This is a genomic window from Dactylosporangium thailandense (assembly GCF_059739745.1).
This window is the reverse complement of sequence record NZ_AP029195.1, coordinates 284,011-303,102: the sequence shown is the minus strand read 5'-3', so window position 1 is coordinate 303,102 and position 19,092 is coordinate 284,011. Positions and strand designations below refer to the sequence as shown.

Annotated in this window: 19 protein-coding genes; 9 read left to right on the top strand and 10 right to left on the bottom strand. The window is 72.3% G+C overall.

Annotated features, from left to right (window positions below; genetic code table 11):
- Window positions 1-105: 105 nt before the first annotated feature.
- From AC6JBM_RS01255 to AC6JBM_RS01245, 3 genes are all read right to left on the bottom strand, one after another.
- Window positions 106-1,707: an EAL domain-containing protein gene (locus AC6JBM_RS01255; RefSeq protein ID WP_497981758.1), complete on the bottom strand. Its 1,602-nt coding sequence runs from the start codon at window positions 1,705-1,707 to the stop codon at window positions 106-108.
- Between the two features lie 404 nt (window positions 1,708-2,111).
- Window positions 2,112-4,517 (bottom strand): penicillin acylase family protein, encoded by a 2,406-nt coding sequence (locus tag AC6JBM_RS01250; protein WP_497981757.1) that lies wholly within the window; start codon window positions 4,515-4,517, stop codon window positions 2,112-2,114.
- Between the two features lie 55 nt (window positions 4,518-4,572).
- Window positions 4,573-5,712, bottom strand: coding sequence for a type III PLP-dependent enzyme domain-containing protein (locus tag AC6JBM_RS01245; protein WP_497981756.1), 1,140 nt, complete (start codon window positions 5,710-5,712; stop codon window positions 4,573-4,575).
- 160 nt (window positions 5,713-5,872) lie between these two features.
- Here AC6JBM_RS01245 and AC6JBM_RS01240 point away from each other — a divergent pair, with 160 nt between their 5' ends.
- Complete coding sequence (locus AC6JBM_RS01240) at window positions 5,873-6,418, top strand: hypothetical protein (RefSeq protein WP_497981755.1); 546 nt, start codon at window positions 5,873-5,875, stop codon at window positions 6,416-6,418.
- A gap of 1 nt (window position 6,419) precedes the next feature.
- Here AC6JBM_RS01240 and AC6JBM_RS01235 read toward each other — a convergent pair whose 3' ends face one another.
- From AC6JBM_RS01235 to AC6JBM_RS01225, 3 genes are read right to left on the bottom strand one after another with little or no spacing between them, the layout of a single operon-like run.
- Window positions 6,420-7,034 carry a GNAT family N-acetyltransferase gene (locus tag AC6JBM_RS01235; RefSeq protein ID WP_497981754.1) on the bottom strand — a complete coding sequence of 205 codons (615 nt, stop codon included), beginning with the start codon at window positions 7,032-7,034 and terminating at the stop codon, window positions 6,420-6,422.
- 49 nt (window positions 7,035-7,083) lie between these two features.
- The gene (locus AC6JBM_RS01230; protein WP_497981753.1) at window positions 7,084-8,610 is read right to left on the bottom strand and encodes an APC family permease; all 1,527 of its coding nucleotides are present in this window, start codon (window positions 8,608-8,610) and stop codon (window positions 7,084-7,086) included.
- Between the two features lie 37 nt (window positions 8,611-8,647).
- Entirely contained in the window at window positions 8,648-9,286 is a 639-nt protein-coding gene (locus AC6JBM_RS01225) for a GOLPH3/VPS74 family protein (RefSeq protein WP_350624973.1), read from the bottom strand.
- A gap of 157 nt (window positions 9,287-9,443) precedes the next feature.
- Here AC6JBM_RS01225 and AC6JBM_RS01220 point away from each other — a divergent pair, with 157 nt between their 5' ends.
- The 5 genes from AC6JBM_RS01220 (at window position 9,444) to AC6JBM_RS01200 (ending at window position 13,343) form a co-directional block, all read left to right on the top strand.
- Window positions 9,444-10,334: a helix-turn-helix domain-containing protein gene (locus tag AC6JBM_RS01220; protein WP_497981752.1), complete on the top strand. Its 891-nt coding sequence runs from the start codon at window positions 9,444-9,446 to the stop codon at window positions 10,332-10,334.
- A 38-nt stretch (window positions 10,335-10,372) separates the two neighbouring features.
- Entirely contained in the window at window positions 10,373-10,585 is a 213-nt protein-coding gene (locus AC6JBM_RS01215) for a DUF397 domain-containing protein (RefSeq protein ID WP_350624969.1), read from the top strand.
- 376 nt (window positions 10,586-10,961) lie between these two features.
- Window positions 10,962-11,600 carry a hypothetical protein gene (locus tag AC6JBM_RS01210; RefSeq protein WP_497981751.1) on the top strand — a complete coding sequence of 213 codons (639 nt, stop codon included), beginning with the start codon at window positions 10,962-10,964 and terminating at the stop codon, window positions 11,598-11,600.
- A gap of 96 nt (window positions 11,601-11,696) precedes the next feature.
- Window positions 11,697-11,945: a hypothetical protein gene (locus AC6JBM_RS01205; RefSeq protein WP_497981750.1), complete on the top strand. Its 249-nt coding sequence runs from the start codon at window positions 11,697-11,699 to the stop codon at window positions 11,943-11,945.
- 75 nt (window positions 11,946-12,020) lie between these two features.
- Window positions 12,021-13,343, top strand: a complete 1,323-nt coding sequence (locus AC6JBM_RS01200; protein ID WP_497981749.1) for a condensation domain-containing protein — start codon at window positions 12,021-12,023, stop codon at window positions 13,341-13,343.
- Between the two features lie 15 nt (window positions 13,344-13,358).
- Here AC6JBM_RS01200 and AC6JBM_RS01195 read toward each other — a convergent pair whose 3' ends face one another.
- Window positions 13,359-13,847, bottom strand: a complete 489-nt coding sequence (locus tag AC6JBM_RS01195) for a DinB family protein (RefSeq protein ID WP_350624961.1) — start codon at window positions 13,845-13,847, stop codon at window positions 13,359-13,361.
- Window positions 13,848-13,856: 9 nt separating this feature from the next.
- On the bottom strand, window positions 13,857-15,425 hold the full coding sequence (locus tag AC6JBM_RS01190) for a methyl-accepting chemotaxis protein (protein WP_497981748.1): 1,569 nt from the start codon (window positions 15,423-15,425) through the stop codon (window positions 13,857-13,859).
- Between the two features lie 110 nt (window positions 15,426-15,535).
- Between AC6JBM_RS01190 and AC6JBM_RS01185 the strand changes: the two genes are divergently transcribed.
- The 3 genes from AC6JBM_RS01185 (at window position 15,536) to AC6JBM_RS01175 (ending at window position 18,293) form a co-directional block, all read left to right on the top strand.
- Window positions 15,536-16,900, top strand: a complete 1,365-nt coding sequence (locus AC6JBM_RS01185; RefSeq protein WP_497981747.1) for a ferredoxin reductase family protein — start codon at window positions 15,536-15,538, stop codon at window positions 16,898-16,900.
- Window positions 16,900-17,325 (top strand): FMN-binding protein, encoded by a 426-nt coding sequence (locus AC6JBM_RS01180; RefSeq protein WP_497986395.1) that lies wholly within the window; start codon window positions 16,900-16,902, stop codon window positions 17,323-17,325. The genes AC6JBM_RS01185 and AC6JBM_RS01180 overlap by 1 nt, the downstream gene beginning before the upstream one ends.
- 98 nt (window positions 17,326-17,423) lie before the next feature.
- Entirely contained in the window at window positions 17,424-18,293 is an 870-nt protein-coding gene (locus tag AC6JBM_RS01175; RefSeq protein WP_497981746.1) for a type 1 glutamine amidotransferase, read from the top strand.
- 3 nt (window positions 18,294-18,296) lie between these two features.
- On the opposite strand, the gene AC6JBM_RS01170 is transcribed toward AC6JBM_RS01175, so the two are convergent.
- Window positions 18,297-18,491, bottom strand: a complete 195-nt coding sequence (locus tag AC6JBM_RS01170) for a hypothetical protein (protein WP_497981745.1) — start codon at window positions 18,489-18,491, stop codon at window positions 18,297-18,299.
- Window positions 18,488-19,090: a TetR/AcrR family transcriptional regulator C-terminal domain-containing protein gene (locus AC6JBM_RS01165; protein WP_497981744.1), complete on the bottom strand. Its 603-nt coding sequence runs from the start codon at window positions 19,088-19,090 to the stop codon at window positions 18,488-18,490. Before AC6JBM_RS01165 ends, AC6JBM_RS01170 begins: the two co-directional genes overlap by 4 nt.
- Between the last annotated feature and the right edge of the window lie 2 nt (window positions 19,091-19,092).

Genomic DNA, 19,092 nt, shown 5'->3' with positions numbered 1-19,092 from the left:
GAACGGCCCGCGGTGCGTTGCGGTGGATTTCTGCTCGGGCCCGCGTCAGCTGCGGACCGTCGCTCCCGCCAGAAATCCCGGCCTCCGTGGGGGGCAAGGACGACGCTAACGCGGAAGCTGCTGCAGCACGATCCGCGCCATCTCGGCGACCAGCGCCCCGTCCTCCGTGTGCGCGAACTCCATCGCCGAGTGCGAGCCCCGGCCGCAGACCGCCGCGGTGTAGCGCGGCGCGACGACGATGAGCGCGCACTCCTCGACGGCGGCCCCCGGCCCCTGCGCGAACCGCACCCCGGGCCCGACCGCGGCCGGGTGCAGCGGCGCGACCAGCCCGACGAACGCGGCCCGCTCGGCGAGCCCGGTCAGCGACGGCAGCCACGACCGCGCGGTGTCCGCGTCGGTGCACGTGGCCAGGACGACGGCGCCGTTGCCGGCCCGCCGCAGCACGTGGTCGAGCCGCGCCGCGAACGCGTCGGGCGTGGCGGCGCGGGTCTTGCCCCGGGCCGCGGCCGCCTCGAACGGCGTCCCGCCGGGCAGGTGCACGTCCGGCCGCGACTTGCGCAGGCGGGCCGCCGGCACGAACCGCCCGGCGTGCTCGGGCAGCGGGGCCGGCTCGCCGAACAGCAGCCCCTGGCCCCAGTGCGCGCCGAGGGCCCGCGCGTTGGCGAGGTCCTGCGGCGTCTCGATCCCCTCGGCCACGATGAGCGCCCCGGTCTGCTCGGCGACCGCGTTCACCGCGGCCACCACCTCGACGGTGCGCGGCGCGTGCGGCGCGCGCAGCAGCTGCAGGTCGAGCTTGACGACCTCCGGCTCCAGCAGCGGCAGGAAGGCCAGGGACATCGGGTCGGCGCCGACGTCGTCGAGCGCGAGGCAGTGCCCGTGGGCCTGCACGGTCGCGGCGAGCTGGAGCAGCGCGGCGGGGTGGGCCGAGAGCGCGCGCTCGGTGTATTCGAGGACCATCCGGAACGGCGCGTCCGTCATGAGCTCCCGCACCCGCGCGGACAGCGGCTGGTTGATGACGGCGGGCTCGGCGTTGACGAAGACGAGCGGCGGGGGCGCGTCGGCGGCGCGGGCGGTCTCGAGGGCCCGCTCCGCGCACAGCGCGTCGAGCTCGGCCAGCCGCCCGGCCGCGACGGCCGCGGCGAAGAGGTCGCGGGCCCGCCAGAGCCCCGACCCGGCCGGGCCGCGCGAGAGCGCCTCGACCCCGATCGGCCGCAACCCGGCCAGCTCCACGATGGGCTGGAACAGCGGCGTGACCGCCCGCTCGGCGAGGACCCGCTCGATCGTCCAGGCCCCGTCGCGCACGGCCCAGTCCACGACCCCGTCGGCCGCGCCGCCCCGCGAGGCCAGCCACGGCGCCCCGCCGACGGTCCCGCCGCGCGACCACCACCGGACATTGGGCCCGCCCGCCGGATCGGCCGTGCGCTCGGCGTCGCCGGGCGCGTCCGCCGAAGGCGCGACGGTGTCGGCGTCGGCGTCGAGGGCCTGCTGCAGGCCGGCCAGCTCCAGGACCGAGGTGCGGGTGACGACCGGCGTCTCCAGCATGCCCAGCGGGGTGACCTCCACGGTGTCGTCCTCGAGTCCGATCGTCGGGGCGGCCGTCGCCGCCGGGCCGAGCCGGGCGCGCAGCACATTGCGGGACGCCAGCGTGCGGCTGACGCGGGAACGGAAGGACGAGGGCCGCAGCGGCGCGGGTGCCGGAACCGACACGGAGGGTGACGAGGCGGTGGGTGCGGGAGGAACACTCGGCCGGTCTTGGGCCTGCATGCCAACCTCCCGGCTCGACACCGCCATGTGCCCCGCTCCCCCGCACACCCTAGTCCCTCACCCACCGTCAAACCAGCCGTGCAGGTCAGCCCCGCGCGCCGAGATCAAGTCCCTGACCAGCCCGGAGCGCTCCGAGCCCATCGAACGAGATCAAGCTCACGCGACCGAACACAGCCCAACACAAACGGAACCGGAGACCAACGCAAGCCCAACCGGACCGTCCGCATCCGAGCGACTACCGTGACCGTACGACCGTCCACAGAGGAACGACGCTCCGCAGTCGAGCCGGCACGCCCCGGCGGGCCCCCGCGGGGCGGGCACCGGCCGGAGCAGGACGGACGAGCGGGTCAGGCGGTCGCGGCGATCACCTCGACCGACTGGGTGTCGGCGTTGACGGCCGCGGTCGAGTACGAGCAGTCACGCAGGCGCTTCTGGGAGTACAGCTGCGTCTGGTCCGTGTAATGCGGCGACGAGCGGTCCCCGGACTCCCCGAACGTGAGGATGCACTTGGCCGACGGGCCGCTGCTGGTGTAGGCGAGGGTCAGCAGGAAGCTGGTCCCGTAGTTGACGACGTAGCCCTTGTCGGTCAGGTCGCTGCCCGGCACGAAGGTCCCCGGGTCCATGAACGGCTCCAGCGACGAGCCGGGCGCGGGCTCGTACTGCGCCATGCTCGCGCTGCCGATGTTCTCCGTCGACCCGGGCACCGGGATCTTCTGGCCGTTCTTGATCGTGTACTGCACCTGCGACATCGGCACGTTGAGCGCCAGCCCGACCGCCCGCATGCGCTGCATGCCCCGGGCCAGCCCGGCCAGCAGCCCGTCGGGCGAGGCGGGGGCGCCGCGCGGGGTCCGGCCCGGGTCCGCGGGGTTGAACGCGGTCCCGAAGAGCGGCCCGGCCTCGTCCAGCGCGCCCGGGTTGGCCGCGACCACGGCGCCCACGGTCTCGCGCCACAGCACGGCCCCGCGGCTGGCGAGCTCGAACTGCTTGTCCCAGGCGGCCAGCACGGAGCAGCCGGCGCTGACGTCGACCGGCGTGCCGTCCACGACCACCGGCGTGTGGCCGCGGGCCTGGCAGGCGCTCACGGTGTACGCGGCCAGCTGCGCCGACGTGTACGTGTCGCCGGACAGGATCGTGGTGCCGAGGCCGGCCAGGTCGAACTTGGCCTGGCTCGTGACGAGCTTGACGTTCTGCCGCGTGCGGACCGTCAGCGGCGTGCCCTCCGGCCCCTGCAGCGGCGTGAAGCCGGTCAGGAACTGCCCGGCGTTGGGCACCCAGTGGCTGTCGTTGGAGTTGAACACGTAGTCGCGGCGGGTCAGCTGCGGCTGCCGGGCGAAGGGCACCAGCCCCGGCGAGCGGGCGCCCGGCGCGGCGACCCAGGCGTTGGCCGAGTTGCTGCCGTCGAGCAGGCCCAGCGGGTTGCCCGACCACTCGGCGATCGAGGCCGGCGAGAGGTTCGGCGTCGGCGAGGAGTCGACGTAGAACGCGTTGCCGGAGGAGTCCGTGGCGATCGTGTTCACCCACGGGATGCCCTGGTTCGCGGCGATCGAGGCCTTCAGGCCGTTCACGTCGGTGGCCCGGGCCATGTTCAGCCACGTGCGGATGAGCTTGTCGTTGTCGATGTTGGCGTCGCGGTAGGTGATCGCGGAGTACTCGTTCCAGCCCAGCGACGGGTCGATGGCCGACAGGTCGAGCACCGGCCCGTAGCGCGTGGACCACATCGTGCGGGTCACGTTCTGCAGCGACCCGTTGGCCTGCTTCACCTTGACGGTCACGGACTTGCCGGTCATCGACTCGGTGGCGCCGTCCACGGTGTACTTCGTGGGCTGCCCCGGCACGAGGTTCACGGAGTAGAAGGTGTACCGCGAGCCGGCCGCGATCGTGTGCGTCCACGCGACCTTGTCGGTGAAGCCGATCTGCACGCCCGGCAGGCCCCCGAGGCTCGCGCCGTACACGTTGACGTTGCCCGCCACCGTCAGCTGCGACTCCCAGAAGCGCAGCTCGCCCTCCCACGGGAAGTGCGGGTTGCCGACGAGCATGCCCTTGCCGGTCTGGGACTTGTCCGCGCCCAGCGCCCAGCCGTTGCTCGACAGCGACTTGCTCTGCCCGGTCAGCTCCGCGACGTCGTCCTGGACCTGCCGCTTGGACACGGCCAGCGCGGCGGTCGACGGCGGCGTGGCGGCCGCGATCGGCAGCAGCAGCGCGCCGCCGCTGGCGAGCAGGGCGATGTCGCGGTCGTAGGCGAGCAGGTCCACGGCGCTGATGGGCTTCACCCACGGCTGCCCCGCACACCAGCCCGGCACCCGGGCGGCGGTCCTGCTCGCCAGGAAGGCGTTGTACCCGCGGACGTAGCCGTTGACCATGTCGCGCTCGTCGGCGTTCAGCGTGGCGAGCTGGGCCTGGGCGCGGTCGACGACCCCGAGCGAGGCGTAGGCGAAGTCGGTGGCCAGGTTGGCGTCGTCCGTGCCCGGGCCGAAGTAGCGGGAGCGCTCGCTGCGCACCTTGACGATCTGGTCGGCGAGGTCGCAGAAGCGGTCCTCGGCGTAGGCCCACGCCTGCCCGAAGGCGACGGAGCCGAGGTTCGCGGCGCTGATGTGCGGCACCCCGTAGGAGGTGCGCTTGATGACGGCGGAGTACCCGCCGGCGGCGACCGCGTCGGCGGCCGCCGCGGCCGGTCCCGCGGTGGCGACGACGGCGGCTGGGGCTAACAGCGCCGCGGCGGCGAGCGCGATGACGACCCGGCGGGTTGCGGACACATTTCCTCCGTCGTGAAGAACACCAATACGGGGAAGATCACAAAAACCGTGCGCGTCAACCACAGTACGCAGCGTCATCACTGGTTTCAATGGCCACACCAGTCACACAGCGCACCGCGGGGGCATCGAATCCGTTAAATCTCGATGCATAGACGGTGGTGTACGCCCCTGTGGTTGCGAGGTACACCTGGTCGCCGGCCCGCAGATCCGCGGACAGCTCGACGTCCAACATGATCGTGTCCTGGCTGTCGCAGGTCGGCCCGGTGAGGTGGAACCGGTCGCGGGTCGCGCTCCCGCGCGAGTCGGAGACGGGAAAGCGCAGCTGGTTGCCGGTCTCCAGGCTCTCCATGAGCCCGTTGAACGCGCCCACGTCGAGGTGCGCCCAGCGCCGGCCGCCCCGGATCGCCGTGCCGATCACGGTCGCGCGCAGCCGCCCGGCCTCGGCCACGAGCGCCCGGCCGGGCTCGCAGACGGCCTGCACCGGATACGGCAGCTCGGCCAGCCCGGCGCCGATGGTCGCGCCGTAGTCGGCCAGGGGCGGAATCTTTCCGGCGTACCGCGCGGGAAATCCGCCGCCAAGATTCACCATGTGCAAAAAGACATTTTCGGCGGCCAATTCGTACATCACGTACCCGACGGCCCGCAGCGGCGCCCGCCACGCGTGCGGCAGCAGCATCTGCGAGCCGACGTGGAAGGCGACCCCGTACGGGCGCAGCCCGCGCTCGCGCGCGGCGAGCAGGAGGGCCACGGCGTGCCGCGCGTCGACGCCGAACTTGCCCTCGCTGGGCACGCCGCTGCGGATCTGGTGCGCGGCCAGGCGCACCACGACGGCGGCGCCGGGCGCGGCGACGGCGAGCTTGTCCAGCTCGTCCTCGGAGTCGGCGGCGAAGCGCCACACGCCGGCCGCGGACTGCCGGGCGATGTGCGCGAGCGGCTTGACCGGGTTGCTCGACAGCACCAGCGCCGGGTCCGCCCCGATGCCGGCGAGGGCGTCGAGCTCGGCGGCGGAGGCGATCTCGAAGCGGCCCCCGAGGGCGTGCAGCAGCGCGAGGATCTCCGGGTGCGGGTTGCACTTCATCGCGTAGTGCACGTCCACGCCGGGCAGCGCGGACGCGAACCCGCGGTAGGCGGCGGCCACCCGATCGAGGTCGATGACGAGCTCGGGGGACGGCGGGAAGGCGTCGAGGCGGTCCATGGACCCTCCCGAGATCGCAGATGGCGACGGATTGAGAGCACCATATTGCACAACGTGACTCTTGGACTACTCTCAATACACAATCGATCGAAAAAAGTTGATCGACTCCAGTTCACGGGACCAACGACGTGCCCAGCCGACGGCGATCGGAGTGCTCGACATGAACGTCAAGATTGTCGATCTGGTGCAGGGCGAGCTGCGAGAAGAGGCCTGGAGACTCTACTCGGAGGCATTCGCCGAGCTCAACGCGCTGGCGGTTCAGCGCCACCTCATGTTCCGCAACGAGTTCGACGCCGTGATGGACGACCCCCGGGTCGACAAGTACCTGTGCCTGGACGACGACGACACGGTCCGGGGCATGTCGATCTACACCAACCAGCTCGACGCGGTGCCACTGATCTCGCCACCGTACTTCGAGCGCCGCTGGCCGGAGCACTACCGCGAGGGGCGCATCTGGTACTGCGGCTTCGTGGCCACCCAGGCCGACGCCCGGGCGGCCACCGCCTTCGGCGAACTGGTCACGCAGATGTACCTGACCGCGGCCGCACAGAACGGCCTCATCGCACTCGACTTCTGCTCCCGCACCGACGACGTGCGTCACATGTCCCGTGTCGTCCGGCTGATGCTGCACCGGCTCTCGGGCGACGTGAAGACCCAGAAGATGGACGAACAGCAGTACTGGCTCTACGAGTTCCCGTCGGCCTGAGCTACAACATCGGCTCGCGCCACATCGGCCACACGGGCGGCCCGTCCGGCAACAGCACCGGCGGGCGGCTCTCGTAGCCGTGGCGAAGGTACAGCTCGCGATTGCGCGGGTCGTTGGCCTCCAGGTATGCCGGGAGGCCGGCCCGGTCGAGCCGGGCGTGGTGCCTCGCGAGCAGCGCGCTGCCGATGCCGAGGCTCTGCCGATCGGGCCGCACCGCCACGAACGCCAGATAGTGGTGCGGCCCGAGCGGGTGCTTGGCCTCCAGCGCCGCGTCGAGCTCGCAGACGCGGTCGAACGCGGGGCCGGTGACCTCCTTGAGCCGGCTGTCGTAGTCGACCGGCGACGGGATGGCCCGGGTCAGCGGGAACCACAGCGCGACCCCCGAGAGCTTGCCGTCGATGGGGTCGACGCTGGCGTACACCTCGCCGTGGCGCAGCGCGTGCTCGGCGAAGATCGCGAAGTACTCCGGGCTCGACTCGCGCCGCAGACGATCATCCGGCATGAGCCAGCGCGCGACCGCGCCGTCGCTCATCGCCTTCACGAGCACCTCGGTGACCTCCTCGGGGCCCACCGGATCGATGTCGCGAACGACCACGTCCGCAATGGCGTGCGTCATGTGCATCCTCTCCCGAGACGAACGGCCGAGATATCCACAGTGGACGGTGCTAGGCCGCGTGGTGCGCGACGTCGGCGGTGACCCGGTGCGGCCTCGTGGGCCGGCCGAAGACGCTTTCCGCCGCCACGAAACCCTCGGTGCCGCGGCCGATCCCGGCGTAGGCATCCGGCCGCGAGCCGCGCATGATCGCGGCCCACCCGATGCCGAAGAGGGCGCAGAGTGCGTAGATCGTGGGGAACAGCCAGTTGAACGGCGAGTCGGCGGGCACCTGCAGCAGCTGCCCAAGGCCGATCACGGTCGCCGCGAGCACGATGGACAGCAGCAGGAACGCCGCGATCGGGGCGATGCGGGCGCGCCAGACGTTCTCCCGGCGCCGGTTGCGCAGGAAGAAGCCGATCACCGCGGCCGACGTGGCCCACATGAGGATCAGCACGCCGAGGCCGCCGACGACGGTCATCCACGCGAACAGGTGCACGAGCGGGTCGGTGTGCGTCACGAAGTACAGGATCAGCACGACGAGCGCGATGACGCTCTGGGTCACCGAGCCCGCGATCGGCGCGCCGGTGCGGGGGTGCGCGGAGCCGTAGATCCGCGGGAGCACGCGCTCGCGGCCGAGGGCGAACTGGTATCGAGTCACCGAGGTGTGGAAGGCCAGCATCGCGGCGAACACGCTGGTCAGGAACAGGATGTAGCCGATGTTGACCAGTGCCTCGGGGACGTACGGCGTGACCAGGTTGAACACCAGGTTCGTGGTGTCGGCCCGCGCTGCGCCCACGATGTCGCCGGCGTTGGTCGACATGGCGAACGCGGAGACCCCGCAGAGCAGGCCGGGCAGGATCACGGCCCAGTGCGTCGCCCGTCCGATGGTCCGCTTCGGGTCCTTGGCCTCCTCGGAGAGCACGACGGTGGCCTCGAAGCCGACGAAGCCCGCGATCGCCAGCACGAGCATCGCGACCACCTCGGGGGTGGCCAGCTGCTGCGGGTTGAGCGGGGCGAAGTCGGTCCGGCCGCCGTGCGGGTGGGCCAGCATCACGAAGTCGTAGATGAGCACGATGGTGATCTCGACGGTGAGCAGCACCGCGAGGACCTTGCCGCTCAGGTCGACCCACAGCACGCCGAGGATCGCCACGAGGAACCAGCCCACGATCGCGCACACGAACCAGCTCGCCTGCACCCCGCTGGCCGCGAGGATGCTCGAGGCGACCACCCCGAAGAGGCCGAGCAGGCCGATCTGCATGGCGGCGTAGGCGGGCAGCGCGATGAACGCCGCCGCGACCCCGACCATGCGGCCCAGCCCGTGGCTGATGTAGCTGTAGAAGGCGCCGGAGTTGACGATGTGCCGGCTCATGGCCACGAAGCCGACGGTGAACAGGGACAGGATGGCGGCGGCCACGAAGTACACGAGGGGAACGGCGGTGTTGCCGACGACGGCGTAGATCGTCGAGATCGAGCCGAGGATCACCGTCAGCGGGGCGGCTCCGGCGACGCCGAAGAACACCACCGACGGCACGCCGAGCCGGTTGTTGGCCAGCCCGCGCGCGACGATGTCGGGCCCGGTCAGGGTCGTACGCGCCATAGTCTTCGTCTCTCCTTGAGCGGGACGTCGCCTGGGCTCACCGGCGACCGGCGGCGAGGGCTGAACCCACCGCGGCCTCGGTGTACTGCACGAGCTGGACGAGGTCGTCCGGGAGCGAGCTGAGGATCCCCGGCATCGCCTGCATGCAGTCGCGCTGCTGCTGGGGGCTGAAGAACACGTAGCGGGTCAGTCCGGTCGCCACGACCAGTGCCACGAGCACGCGGTCGGAGAGGTTCATCGACCGGCGCCGGCCGAGCGCCTCGGCGAGGCGGATGGACTCCCAGGCCGCGGCGTTGCGCTGGTCGGGGCTGACCGGCATGTAGAGGGTCTGGGCGCTGAGCAGCTTCCGCTTGGTGACGGGCTCGACCACGCCCGCCCGCAGCAGCCGCTCACCGACCTGGTCGGCCGCGTCCTGCGAGAGATACGCCAGCCAGGTGCGGATCTCCTTGTGCTGTGGCTGGGCGACGAGCAGGTCGAGCAGCGTATGGGAGAGCGAGTCGCCCGGTGGTTCGTGGCTGACCACGTAGAGGTCGCCCGTCATGGCGCGCAGCCGGCCGAAGAGCATCAGCTCGCCGAGCAGCCCCGCCGCGAGGCCGAGCCCGGTCGCCCTTGGGTGCAACCGGGAACGGCCGGTCCGATCGTCGTGGGCAATGAGGTAGTAGCTGTTGGCAAGCACGACAAATCACGCTCCCCGGCACTAGGCAAAAGGAGATCATGAATGAATGGAGGTTCATCCTCGATGTCCCCAGCATCATGTACCAAGCACTGCGCGTAGTGCAACGAGTACTAGACTCGGAGTATCGGCGAACGCCAAATTGTTTAGGATCACCAGCGTGCAGACGGACACCACCAGAACACCCGATGAGCTGCCGACGGCGATCGATGAGGGGCCCACATTGCGCCGTCGTCGGCTCGCCGCCGAGCTGAAGAAGTGCCGCGAGGACGCGGGGTTCACCCAGGAGGCGGTCTCCCGCCAGTTCGAGTGGCACTCGGCCAAGGTCACCCGCATCGAGAACGCGCGCGTTCCGGTCACCCCGCGGGACGTCAACGATCTGCTGACGCTGTACGGGGTGGCCGACAGCGAGTACCGCGACGCCCTCATGACCCTGGCCCGGCTGGCCCGCCAGCGCGGCTGGTGGACCGACTACAAGGACGTCATGCGCCCGGGCAACTTCGTCGGGATGGAGGCCGACGCCTCCTCCGCGAAGGTCTGGGAGCCCATCGTGCTGCCCGGGCTGCTGCAGAGCGAGCCCTACATGCGCGCGCTCTTCGGCAGCGGCCGCAGCCACGACCCGCAGGCCGCCAACGACCGCCGCGTCGAGCTGCGCAGGACCAGGCAGCGGCGCCTGACCGGGCCCTCGCCCCTGACCCTGTGGGCGATCGTGGACGAGTCCGTGGTGCGCCGGATGATCGGCGGCGCGGAGGTCATGGCCGGCCAGTGGCGCCGGCTCATCGAGGCCGCCGAGCAGCCCAACGTCACGCTGCAGGTGTTGCCGTACGACGCCGGCGAGCACGCGTTCCTCGGCGGTTCGGTCGCACTGCTGGAGTTCCCTGACGTCGCCCACCTGGATGTCGTGTACCTCGAAGGGCTTGCCGGGGACTACTACGAGGAGCAGCCTGCAGAGGTCAAGCGTTATCGGGTCGAGTTCGAGCGCCTCAGCACCAGAGCACTCACGCCGGAGGAGTCGACCGGCATGATCCAGCGCCTGCTCGACGACCTCTGACGGCCGAGGAGTCCGTCAAGAAGGGAGGTGTGCGATGCATGGCTACGAATTTTCAGCATGCGGCCTGGCGTAAGAGCAGCCGCAGCAACGGCAACGGCGGCGCCAATTGCGTGGAGGTCGCGGTCGCCGGCACAAGAATCGGCGTCCGGGACAGCAAGAACACCGCCGGGCCCGTTCTGCAATTCACGCCCACGGATTGGAAATCGTTCGTGGACGGCACGAAGCACGGCAGCTTCGATTCCGCCCACTAACGACATGTCAGATCAGCGCCGGTGCTGCCAACACCGTCACTGAAAGTATGCAAGGGCACTTTGCCGTGCCCTCATGTCGAGCCGAGACGCCTGACGGCGCGTTGCGGGGGGGCCGATGCGTTCAGCATCGGTCCTCAGCAATCGAACGCATCGATGCTATTGCGTATCTTGACGGAAGCCCAGCACGTCGTTTCGCAGCATCTGCGATTTCTACCCAACCACCAGAGACGGGTCGCTCAGGGGTAGAACTGTCCTCATCGTACCGCACGCAACGATCCGGATCACTCGACCGAAAAGCCCTGTTGACCTGCGCATTCACCGGCATACGCTCGCGGCTCACCAACGAGCGTGGAGGTATGCGTTGGTCGATCCCGGCATGGTGACGTGGGCCCGAGTGGTACTCCTGCAGGACCACCCCCGCCCGTACGAGCGTGTCCAGGCGTACCGAATCCTCACTCCCGTCAACCCCGCCGTCCACGCACCGCGGCTCGCCCGGGCCCTGGGCGACCTCGTGGACGGCTTCGCCCCCGGCGCCCCGCACGCGGCCCTGCTCGAGGAGGCCGCGACGACCCTGCGGCGCTGGGCCGAGGCAACCAGCGTCATGTCCACCGGCGTCGCCGAGTTGCTCGAGGGCGGCCGCAACCGCCGGGCCGCCGACCACGACGGCCCCGACTGGGACCTGCTGGCCCTGTCCCTGTCCCTGTCCGCGGCCGGCCGGGGCGACGCGGCCCTGGCCGTGGCCGAGGAGCTCGTGGAGTGCGAGCGCCGCCGGCGCCGCCACGCCCCAGAGGCCGCCGGACGCCTGGCCGTGGCGCTGGATCATCTGGCCGTGCTTCTGGAGTCCCGCTCCCGCACGGCAACGCACCTGCGCGCGGAGGCCGCGGCCCTGACGAGGACCGCGGTACCCGTGCGCAGCACCGGCATCGCCCACCTCCTGCGGGCCGCGACCCCGGTGCGGCCCGCCCGCGACAAGCGCGCCCCGGCGCCGTCGCGCAATCCCATGCCCATGCGCTGACCGGTCCGGCGCCGGGTGCCCGTCCGAGGCACCCGGCGCCGGTTCCAGCGATGGCATGATCACCGATATGACGAGGGACAGCGCATCGCGTGGATCGTGGGTGCGCTCGCGGGGATGTTCCTGATCCTGGGCTCGGGCGCGGCCGTGATGGACGGTGCTGGACCGCGTCGAGGACGTCGCCGGCCGCCGCCCTGCACGCTCGACGGGCTCAAGGCCTCCTACTCCCCGGGCGAGGGCAACCGCGCGGTGACCGTCGTGGTGTGGCTGAAGAACGCCTCGGACGCGTACAGCAAAACTGCCGGCATCGCGGTCTTCCGAGCCCTGCGCTCGAAGATCAAGGAGTGACATGGGTCGACGACCGGTATATGGCGACGGGCCGGGCGTCGACAAGCCCCGCGCCGATCCGTGAGACTGCTCGGCGTGGAGCAGCAGATCGCCTTCGCCGGGGGACGATCCGGCACCGGCCCGGCCACCTGGGGACAGAGCGCGATCTGGGACGTGGTGCGCCGGCTCGGCGAGGACGCGGCGCGGTACAACGTGAGCGGCGGGCTGCCGCTGGACCCGCCGCTGCCGCTGGACCGGCTCGCGGCGATCGTCCGGGAACTGCTGCTGCGGCACGACTCGCTGCGCACCACGCTGCGCTGGGACGGCGACCGGCTCGAGCAGGACGTGCACGCCGACGGCGCGGTGGCGCTGCACGTGCGCGAGTCCGAGCCGGCCGACGTCACCGAGACCGCCTACGCCTTCTACCACGAGCTGCAGGCGATCCCGTTCGACGCCGAGCGGCAGCTGCCGGTGCGGGCCGGGGTCGTGACGGCGGGCGGGCGCGCGGGGTACCTCATCCTGTCCCTGTCCCACACCGCGTCGGACGGCTGGGGCCTGCGCAACCTGCTCGCCGACGCGGCCGCGCTCGCCGCCGGGCGCCCGTTCGCGGGCGAGGAGCCGACCCAGCCGCTCGACGAGGCCGCGTTCCAGACCTCGGACAAGGGCCGCCGGCGCGACGCCGCCGCCCGCCGCTCGTGGCTGGACAAGCTCGCCAAGGGCCCGGCGAGCCAGTTCCCGGCGCGGGCCGGGCGCCCGGCCGCCGAGACGTTCCCGAACGCGGTGCTGAACTCCCCCGCCCTCGCCCTGTCGCTCGACCGGGTCGCGACCGGGCTCGAGGTGAACCCGGGCGCGGTGCTGCTCGCCGCCGCGGCGTCCGCGGCCGCCCGGCTCGGCGGGGCGCCCGACGCCGTGTTCCAGGTCGTGGTCAACAACCGCTTCCTGCCGGGCATGGCGGGCGCGGTGAACACCGTCGCGCAGGAGGGCCTGCTCCTGCTGCCCGGCACCGCCGAGGACTTCCCGAGCCTGGTCCGGCGCACGTTCGGGGCCGCGCTGTCGGCGCAGCGGCACGCCTACTACGACAAGCTCGCCCTGGCCCGCGACATCGCCGGGCTCGGGTCACCCGGCGACCACTCCTGCTTCGTCAACGACGTGCGCGGCCTCATCCCGATCGCCGGCTACGGCCAGGCGCCCGACGAGCCGCTGGCCGCCGCCCGCGAGCGGACCACCCTGACCTGGCCGGTCGAGCACGCGCCCCGGCGCAACACCACGTTCGCCCTCGACGCCCAGGACGCGCCGGGGAGCCTGGAGCTGGCCATGACCGCCGACGCCGCGATCCTCCCGCGGGCCGACATGGAGCGGTTCCTGTTCGGCATCGAGGACCTGATCGTGACCCAGGCGATGCGCTTCGCCGCAGTGTGATCGCCGCGGTGTGAGCTACTGCCGCTTGATGTCCATCAGATGGTGCTCGCCCTCGTGGACGGTGTGCCGGCCGAGCCAGAGCAGCGTGCGCGGGACGGGTTCGGGCCACGGATACAGCCCGATCCGGTCGAGCTCGGCGGGCCCGAGCGCCGCGAACGCCGTGCCGAGCACGTCGGCGGCGGCCCCGAGGGCGGCGAGCACGGCGGCGGGGTCCTGGCGGTTGTACGCCGCCGTCACCGCGAGCTCGTCGCGCCCCATCGGCGCGAACTCGGGCGCGTCGGCGTGCAGCGCGAGGTCGAGCCGTTCGCGCTGCACGCGCAGGACGTCCCGGACATGGCACGTGTACTCCAGCGCCGACCACACGCCGGGCGCGGGCCGCCGCCGCACGTCCGCCACCCCGTCGAGCGCGTCGGCGTAGCGCCCGGCGAACTCCCCGAGCCGCCCCGCCACCTCGGCCGCCGCGACACCGTCATACGCGAACCCGCACTCCTCGCAGAGATCCACGCATCGAGATTAGTACCGGAAGTTCGCCACCAGGGCGCTGAGCTCGGTCGACATGCGGGCCAGTTCGGCCGTCGCCTGCTGGGACTGCCCGACGCCCTCGCTCGTGAGGCGGGCCGACTCCGCGACGCCGGAGATGGTGCCCGAGATCTCGCCGGAGCCGGCGGCGGCCTCGGCGACGCTGCGGCTCATCTCGGCCGTGGTCGCGGTCTGCTGCTCCACCGCCGAGGCGATCGTGGTCTGGAAGTCGCTGATCCGCGCGATGACCTGCGACACCTGCTCGATCGCGGCGACCGCGCCGGCGCTGTCGGCCTGGATGGCCTGCACCCGGCGGGAGATGTCCTCGGTGGCCCGGGCCGTCTCCTGGGCCAGGTCCTTGACCTCGGAGGCGACGACGGCGAAGCCCTTGCCCGACTCACCGGCGCGGGCCGCCTCGATGGTGGCGTTGAGCGCGAGCAGGTTCGTCTGCTCCGCGATCGAGGTGATGACCTTGATGACGTTGCCGATCTCCGCGGAGGAGTCGCCGAGGCGGCCGATCGTGGCCGAGGTGCTGGCCGCGACCGCGACGGCGTCGCTGGCCACCCGGGCGGCCTCGGAGGCGTTCAGGGCGATCTCGTGGATCGAGGCGCCCATCTGCTCGCTGCCGGCGGATACCGTACCGACGCTGGCCGACACCTCCTCGGCCGCGCTCGCGACCGCCTTGGCCTGCACCGAGGTCTCCTCGGCGGAGGAGGCGATCGACGCCGACACCGAGTGCATCTCCTCGGACGCACCCGCGAGCGCGGTCGCCGAACGGTCGATCGTGGACACGGCGGTGCGCAGCCGCTCCATCGCCGAGTCCAGCGCCCGGCCCATCCGGCCCGGCTCGTCACCCGAGGCGAGCCCGGCGACGCGGGTCAGGTCGCCGGCCGCGAGCCCGTCGCAGACCGCCTGCACCCGGTCCAGCGAGCGCACGATGGCCCGGGCCACCAGCCAGCCGAAGCCGAGCGCGACGACGAGCCCGCCGATGAGCAGGGCGAGCGAGATGTCGCGGCTGCGCCCGTAGCTGGAGCGGGCGGAGGCGGCGGCCTTCGCGGCGGCCGCGATCTCGGCCGAGTACATGGCGTCCAGGGCGTCGCTGATCTTCGTGTAGATCGGGCGGATCTGCGTGTCGAGGGTCTTCTGCCACGCGGTGAAGTCGCGCGCCTTCGCGTTGGCCAGCTGGGTGTTCGTGGCGATCTGGACATACGCGGTCCAGTTCGACTCGAGCTCGTCGCCGACCTGCTGACCGGCGGCCGGGTCGCTGCGACGGTACTTGTCCAGCGCGGCCCCGAACGTCTTGACGTCGGCGGCGAAGGCATCCGCGTACTGCTGCTGCGTCGCCGCGTCCGACGAGATCATGTTGTTGGCCAGGTCGACCCGCGCCTGCTTCACGGCCAGGCGCAGATCGCTGACGGAGTTGATGGTCAGCAGGTTGCTGCTGTAGATCGACTGAGCCGCGTCGCTGGCCTTGCGCAGCGCCAGCAGACCGGTGACGCCGACGAGCAGGGCCACCGCCGCGGCCACGGCGATCGCCCCGAGAATCTTGACCCGAACACTCACATGATCCACCGTAAAACTTCCTCACCTTTCACCGTGGCCGATTCGCGCTCACAGGCAACTCCCAGTCCCGCCCCAGCACACGGGCAACAAGCTCCGAGATGGTTGAGCACATGACTACCGACGCCGTGCCGGTCCGGCGCGCCGAGACACCGTGGTGGTGGGCCGACGCCGCCGGGATCGCCGCGGCGGCCAGCCTGCTCGTGGTCGCCGTGCTGTGGATCGGCGGCGGCGGCGCGAGCGAGCTGATCGGGGGCGGCTGGACGGCGGTCACGGCCGCGGCCCGCCTCTTCGGCCTGCTCGCCAGCGACCTCATGCTGCTGCAGGTGCTGCTGCTGGCCCGGATCCCGGCGGTGGAGCGGGCGTTCGGGCAGGACCGGCTCGCCCGCTGGCACCGCTGGGTCGGGTTCGCCTCGTGCAACCTCATGGTGCTGCACGTGGTGCTGGTCGTGCCCGGCTACGCCGACGGCCGGGCGAACCCCTTCGCGCAGCTGTGGGACCTCGTCACCGGCTACCCCGGCATGCTGCTCGCCGCGGCGGGCACGGCCGCACTCGTGATGGTCACCGTGACGTCGCTGCGGGCCGCCCGGCGCCGGCTGCGCTACGAGTCGTGGCATCTGCTGCACCTGTACGCGTACCTCGGCGTCGGCCTGGCCCTGCCGCACCAGCTGTGGACGGGCGCGGACTTCATCGGCTCGGCCGCCGCGCGCGCCTACTGGTGGACGCTCTACGCCGCGGCCGCCGGTGCCGTGCTGCTCTACCGCGTCGGGATCCCGCTGTGGCGCAGCCGCCGGCACGCCCTGCGGGTCGGTGAGGTGCGCCCCGAGGGGCCGGGGCTGACGTCGGTGTACCTGCACGGCGAGCGACTCGACCGGCTGCCGGTGCGCGCCGGGCAGTTCTTCCTGTGGCGCTTCCTCGACGGCCCGGGCTGGTCGCGGGCGCACCCCTACTCACTGTCCGGCCCGCCCCGCTCCGGCCTGCTGCGCATCACCGTCAAGGACCTCGGCGACGGCAGTGCCCGGGTCGCGGCGCTGCGGCCGGGCACCCGGGTGCTCATCGAGGGCCCCTACGGCCGGCTCACCGGGGAGTCGTACCGCGGCGGCCCCGTCACGCTCGTGGCCTGCGGCATCGGCGTCACCCCGCTGCTCGCCCTGCTCTGGGACCTGCCCTACGCCGACGGGGAGGCGACGCTGCTGTACCGCGCCCGATCCGAGGCCGACCTGGCCTTCCGCGACGAGCTCGCCTGGCTCGCCCGGCACCGCGGGGTCCGCCTGGTGCCGCTGGTGGGCCCGCGCGCGCCCGGCTCCTGGCTGCCCGGGCCGGCCGCGGGCGCCTCGCTGCCGGGGCTCGTGCCCGGGATCGCCGGGCATCAGGTGTACGTCTGCGGCCCCGACGACTGGACGGCGACGGTCGTGCACGCGGCCCGCTCCGCCGGGGTGCCCGCCGACCGGCTGCACACCGAACGCTTCGCCTGGTGATGGGGGACTCGTCGATGCGCCGCATCGTGCTCTGGCTGGCATCCACCGCCGTCGCGCTCGTGCTGCTGTTCAGTTACCGTCCGTCATCGGGTGGCGCCCCGGCCGGCGTGGCAACTCCGGCCGGGGCCGGCACCGCGGCCGGCTCCGGCAAGACGTACGACGGCCCGGCCACGCCGACGCGGTGGGGCCCGGTGCAGGTGCGCATCACCGTGGAGGGCGGCAAGGTCACCGACGTCGAGGCGGTCACCTACCCCACGGCCAACCGGCGGGACCAGCAGATCAACGCGTACGCCCTGCCCCAGCTGCGCACCGAGGCCCTGCAGGCGCAGAGCGCGGACATCGACTCCGTCTCGGGCGCGACGGTCACCAGCGAGGGGTACAAGACCTCGCTGCAGGCCGCCCTGGACGCCGCCGGCATCGGCTGAGGCGGGGAGAGGATATTCGGGGGAACCGAAGCGCGGCCGTCACGCTATGCTCCACAATCGGCCAAGTCCGCCGACGTCTTCTCGGGAGCATGCCCAGCATGACGGCAACCGTCGACCACCGCGCCACCGCCCGACCCGGCGGCGCCCGGCGCCCGCTGCACGTCCGCCAGCGGTGCCGCCTGCTCTTCCTCAACATGCAGGAGCAGGCGCCGGTGCGGGAGATGGGGCTGACGCCGTACCGCGACTGGATCGCCGAGGTGACGCGCCTGTCCCCGGACCAGATCCACTGCGTGAACGTGGCCGACGGCGAAGCACTCCCGGACACCATCGAGGCGCACGGCATCATCGGCGGCGGCTCGGGCCACTCCTCCTACGAGGAGCTGCCGTGGATCCGCCGGGTGAAGGGGTTCCTGGCCGCGGCCCAGCGCCAGGGCGTGCCGGAGCTGCAGGTCTGCTGGTCCCACCAGGCCAAGGCCGAGGTCGCCGGCGCCGTGTCCAAGGTCGGCCACCAGGGCCGCCGCTTCGGCATCGAGACGCTGACGCTGACCCCCGAGGGCCGCCGGGACCCGCTGTTCCGCGGCCTGCCGGACTCCTTCGACGTCTTCACCTCCCACGTGGACGCGGTCTACGACGTGCCGCCCGCCTGCGAGTTCGGCCCCATCACCGAGCTGGCCTACGGCGTGTACCGCAACGAGGCCCTGGCCATCGGCGCGACCGCCCGCACCCTGCAGATCCACCCGGAGCTGACCTCGGGCATCACGGCGGCCCTGGCCAAGGTGCGGCGGCGGCAGCTGATCGCGGAGGGCCACCTGGGCCCGTCGGACGCCGACTACGCCGCCTTCCTGGAGTTCCTGGACTGGGCGGACCGGGACATCCGCGCCCGGATGCGAACCCTGCTGGACAACTGGCTGCGCTACTACGTGGCCCCGGCCATGTCCCCACCGGCCGCGGCCGCCCTGCACGCCTAGGCCTCACCCGCCGGCCCGGTCGTGGGCCGCGTCCAGGAGCGCGAGCTCGACGGCCCGGCGCAGCACCGCGATCGCCGACTCCCGGTCGCGGGGCACGGCCCGCGGGTCGAAGGCCGCCCCGACCTGCGGCAGCCGCATCGCGCCGAATCCGACCCGCCGCACGACGAGGTCCCCGAGCGGCCACACCCCGGCGCTCACGCGGCACCGATCCCGGCGAGCACGATCCGCAGCCCGAACTCGAAGTGCTCCTCCGGGTGGGGCGCCGCCACGTGCGGCAGCGCCGCGGCCAGGTTCGGGTGCCGCGCCGGGTCGACGGCGGCGGTCAGGCGCGAGGCCGCGGCGGCCGGGTCGGGCTCGGACGCGGCCATCTGCTCCTCGATGACGTGGCCGATCACGTGGTACGTCACCGTGTCCGCCGCCCACGCCGCCTCCCGCGCCCCGAGGCCCCCCGCGCGCAGGGCCGCGATCAGCGCCTCCCCGTAGGCGAGGGCGTTCGGCAGCGGGAAGAAGCGGCCCGAGAACAGCAGCGCCCCGTCGCGCCGGGACAGCAGCGCCCGCCGCAGCCGCCGCGCCAGCTCGGCCACCGGCGGCCCGCCCGCGGCCACCCCGGCGATCAGCGCGTCGGCCATGGCCTCCAGCAGCGCCTGTTTGCTGCGGAAGTGCCAGTAGGTCGCGCCGTTCTGCACGCCGAGCGCGGACGACAGCCGGCGCATGCTCAGCGCCTCCAGCCCGTCCGCGTCCAGCAGGTCCAGGGCGGCGGCCAGCACCCGGTCGCGGTCCAATCGGTTTGACGGCACGC

What these genes read in the sequence shown, in the direction of transcription:
- AC6JBM_RS01245 (WP_497981756.1), bottom strand. Translation starts at nt 5,712, where the DNA reads ATGGACCGCCTCGACGCCTTCCCGCCGTCCCCCGAGCTCGTCATCGAC.
- AC6JBM_RS01240 (WP_497981755.1), top strand. Translation starts at nt 5,873, where the DNA reads ATGAACGTCAAGATTGTCGATCTGGTGCAGGGCGAGCTGCGAGAAGAG.
- AC6JBM_RS01235 (WP_497981754.1), bottom strand. Translation starts at nt 7,034, where the DNA reads ATGACGCACGCCATTGCGGACGTGGTCGTTCGCGACATCGATCCGGTG.
- AC6JBM_RS01230 (WP_497981753.1), bottom strand. Translation starts at nt 8,610, where the DNA reads ATGGCGCGTACGACCCTGACCGGGCCCGACATCGTCGCGCGCGGGCTG.
- AC6JBM_RS01215 (WP_350624969.1), top strand. Translation starts at nt 10,373, where the DNA reads ATGGCTACGAATTTTCAGCATGCGGCCTGGCGTAAGAGCAGCCGCAGC.
- AC6JBM_RS01210 (WP_497981751.1), top strand. Translation starts at nt 10,962, where the DNA reads ATGGTGACGTGGGCCCGAGTGGTACTCCTGCAGGACCACCCCCGCCCG.
- AC6JBM_RS01185 (WP_497981747.1), top strand. Translation starts at nt 15,536, where the DNA reads ATGACTACCGACGCCGTGCCGGTCCGGCGCGCCGAGACACCGTGGTGG.
- AC6JBM_RS01180 (WP_497986395.1), top strand. Translation starts at nt 16,900, where the DNA reads ATGGGGGACTCGTCGATGCGCCGCATCGTGCTCTGGCTGGCATCCACC.
- AC6JBM_RS01175 (WP_497981746.1), top strand. Translation starts at nt 17,424, where the DNA reads ATGACGGCAACCGTCGACCACCGCGCCACCGCCCGACCCGGCGGCGCC.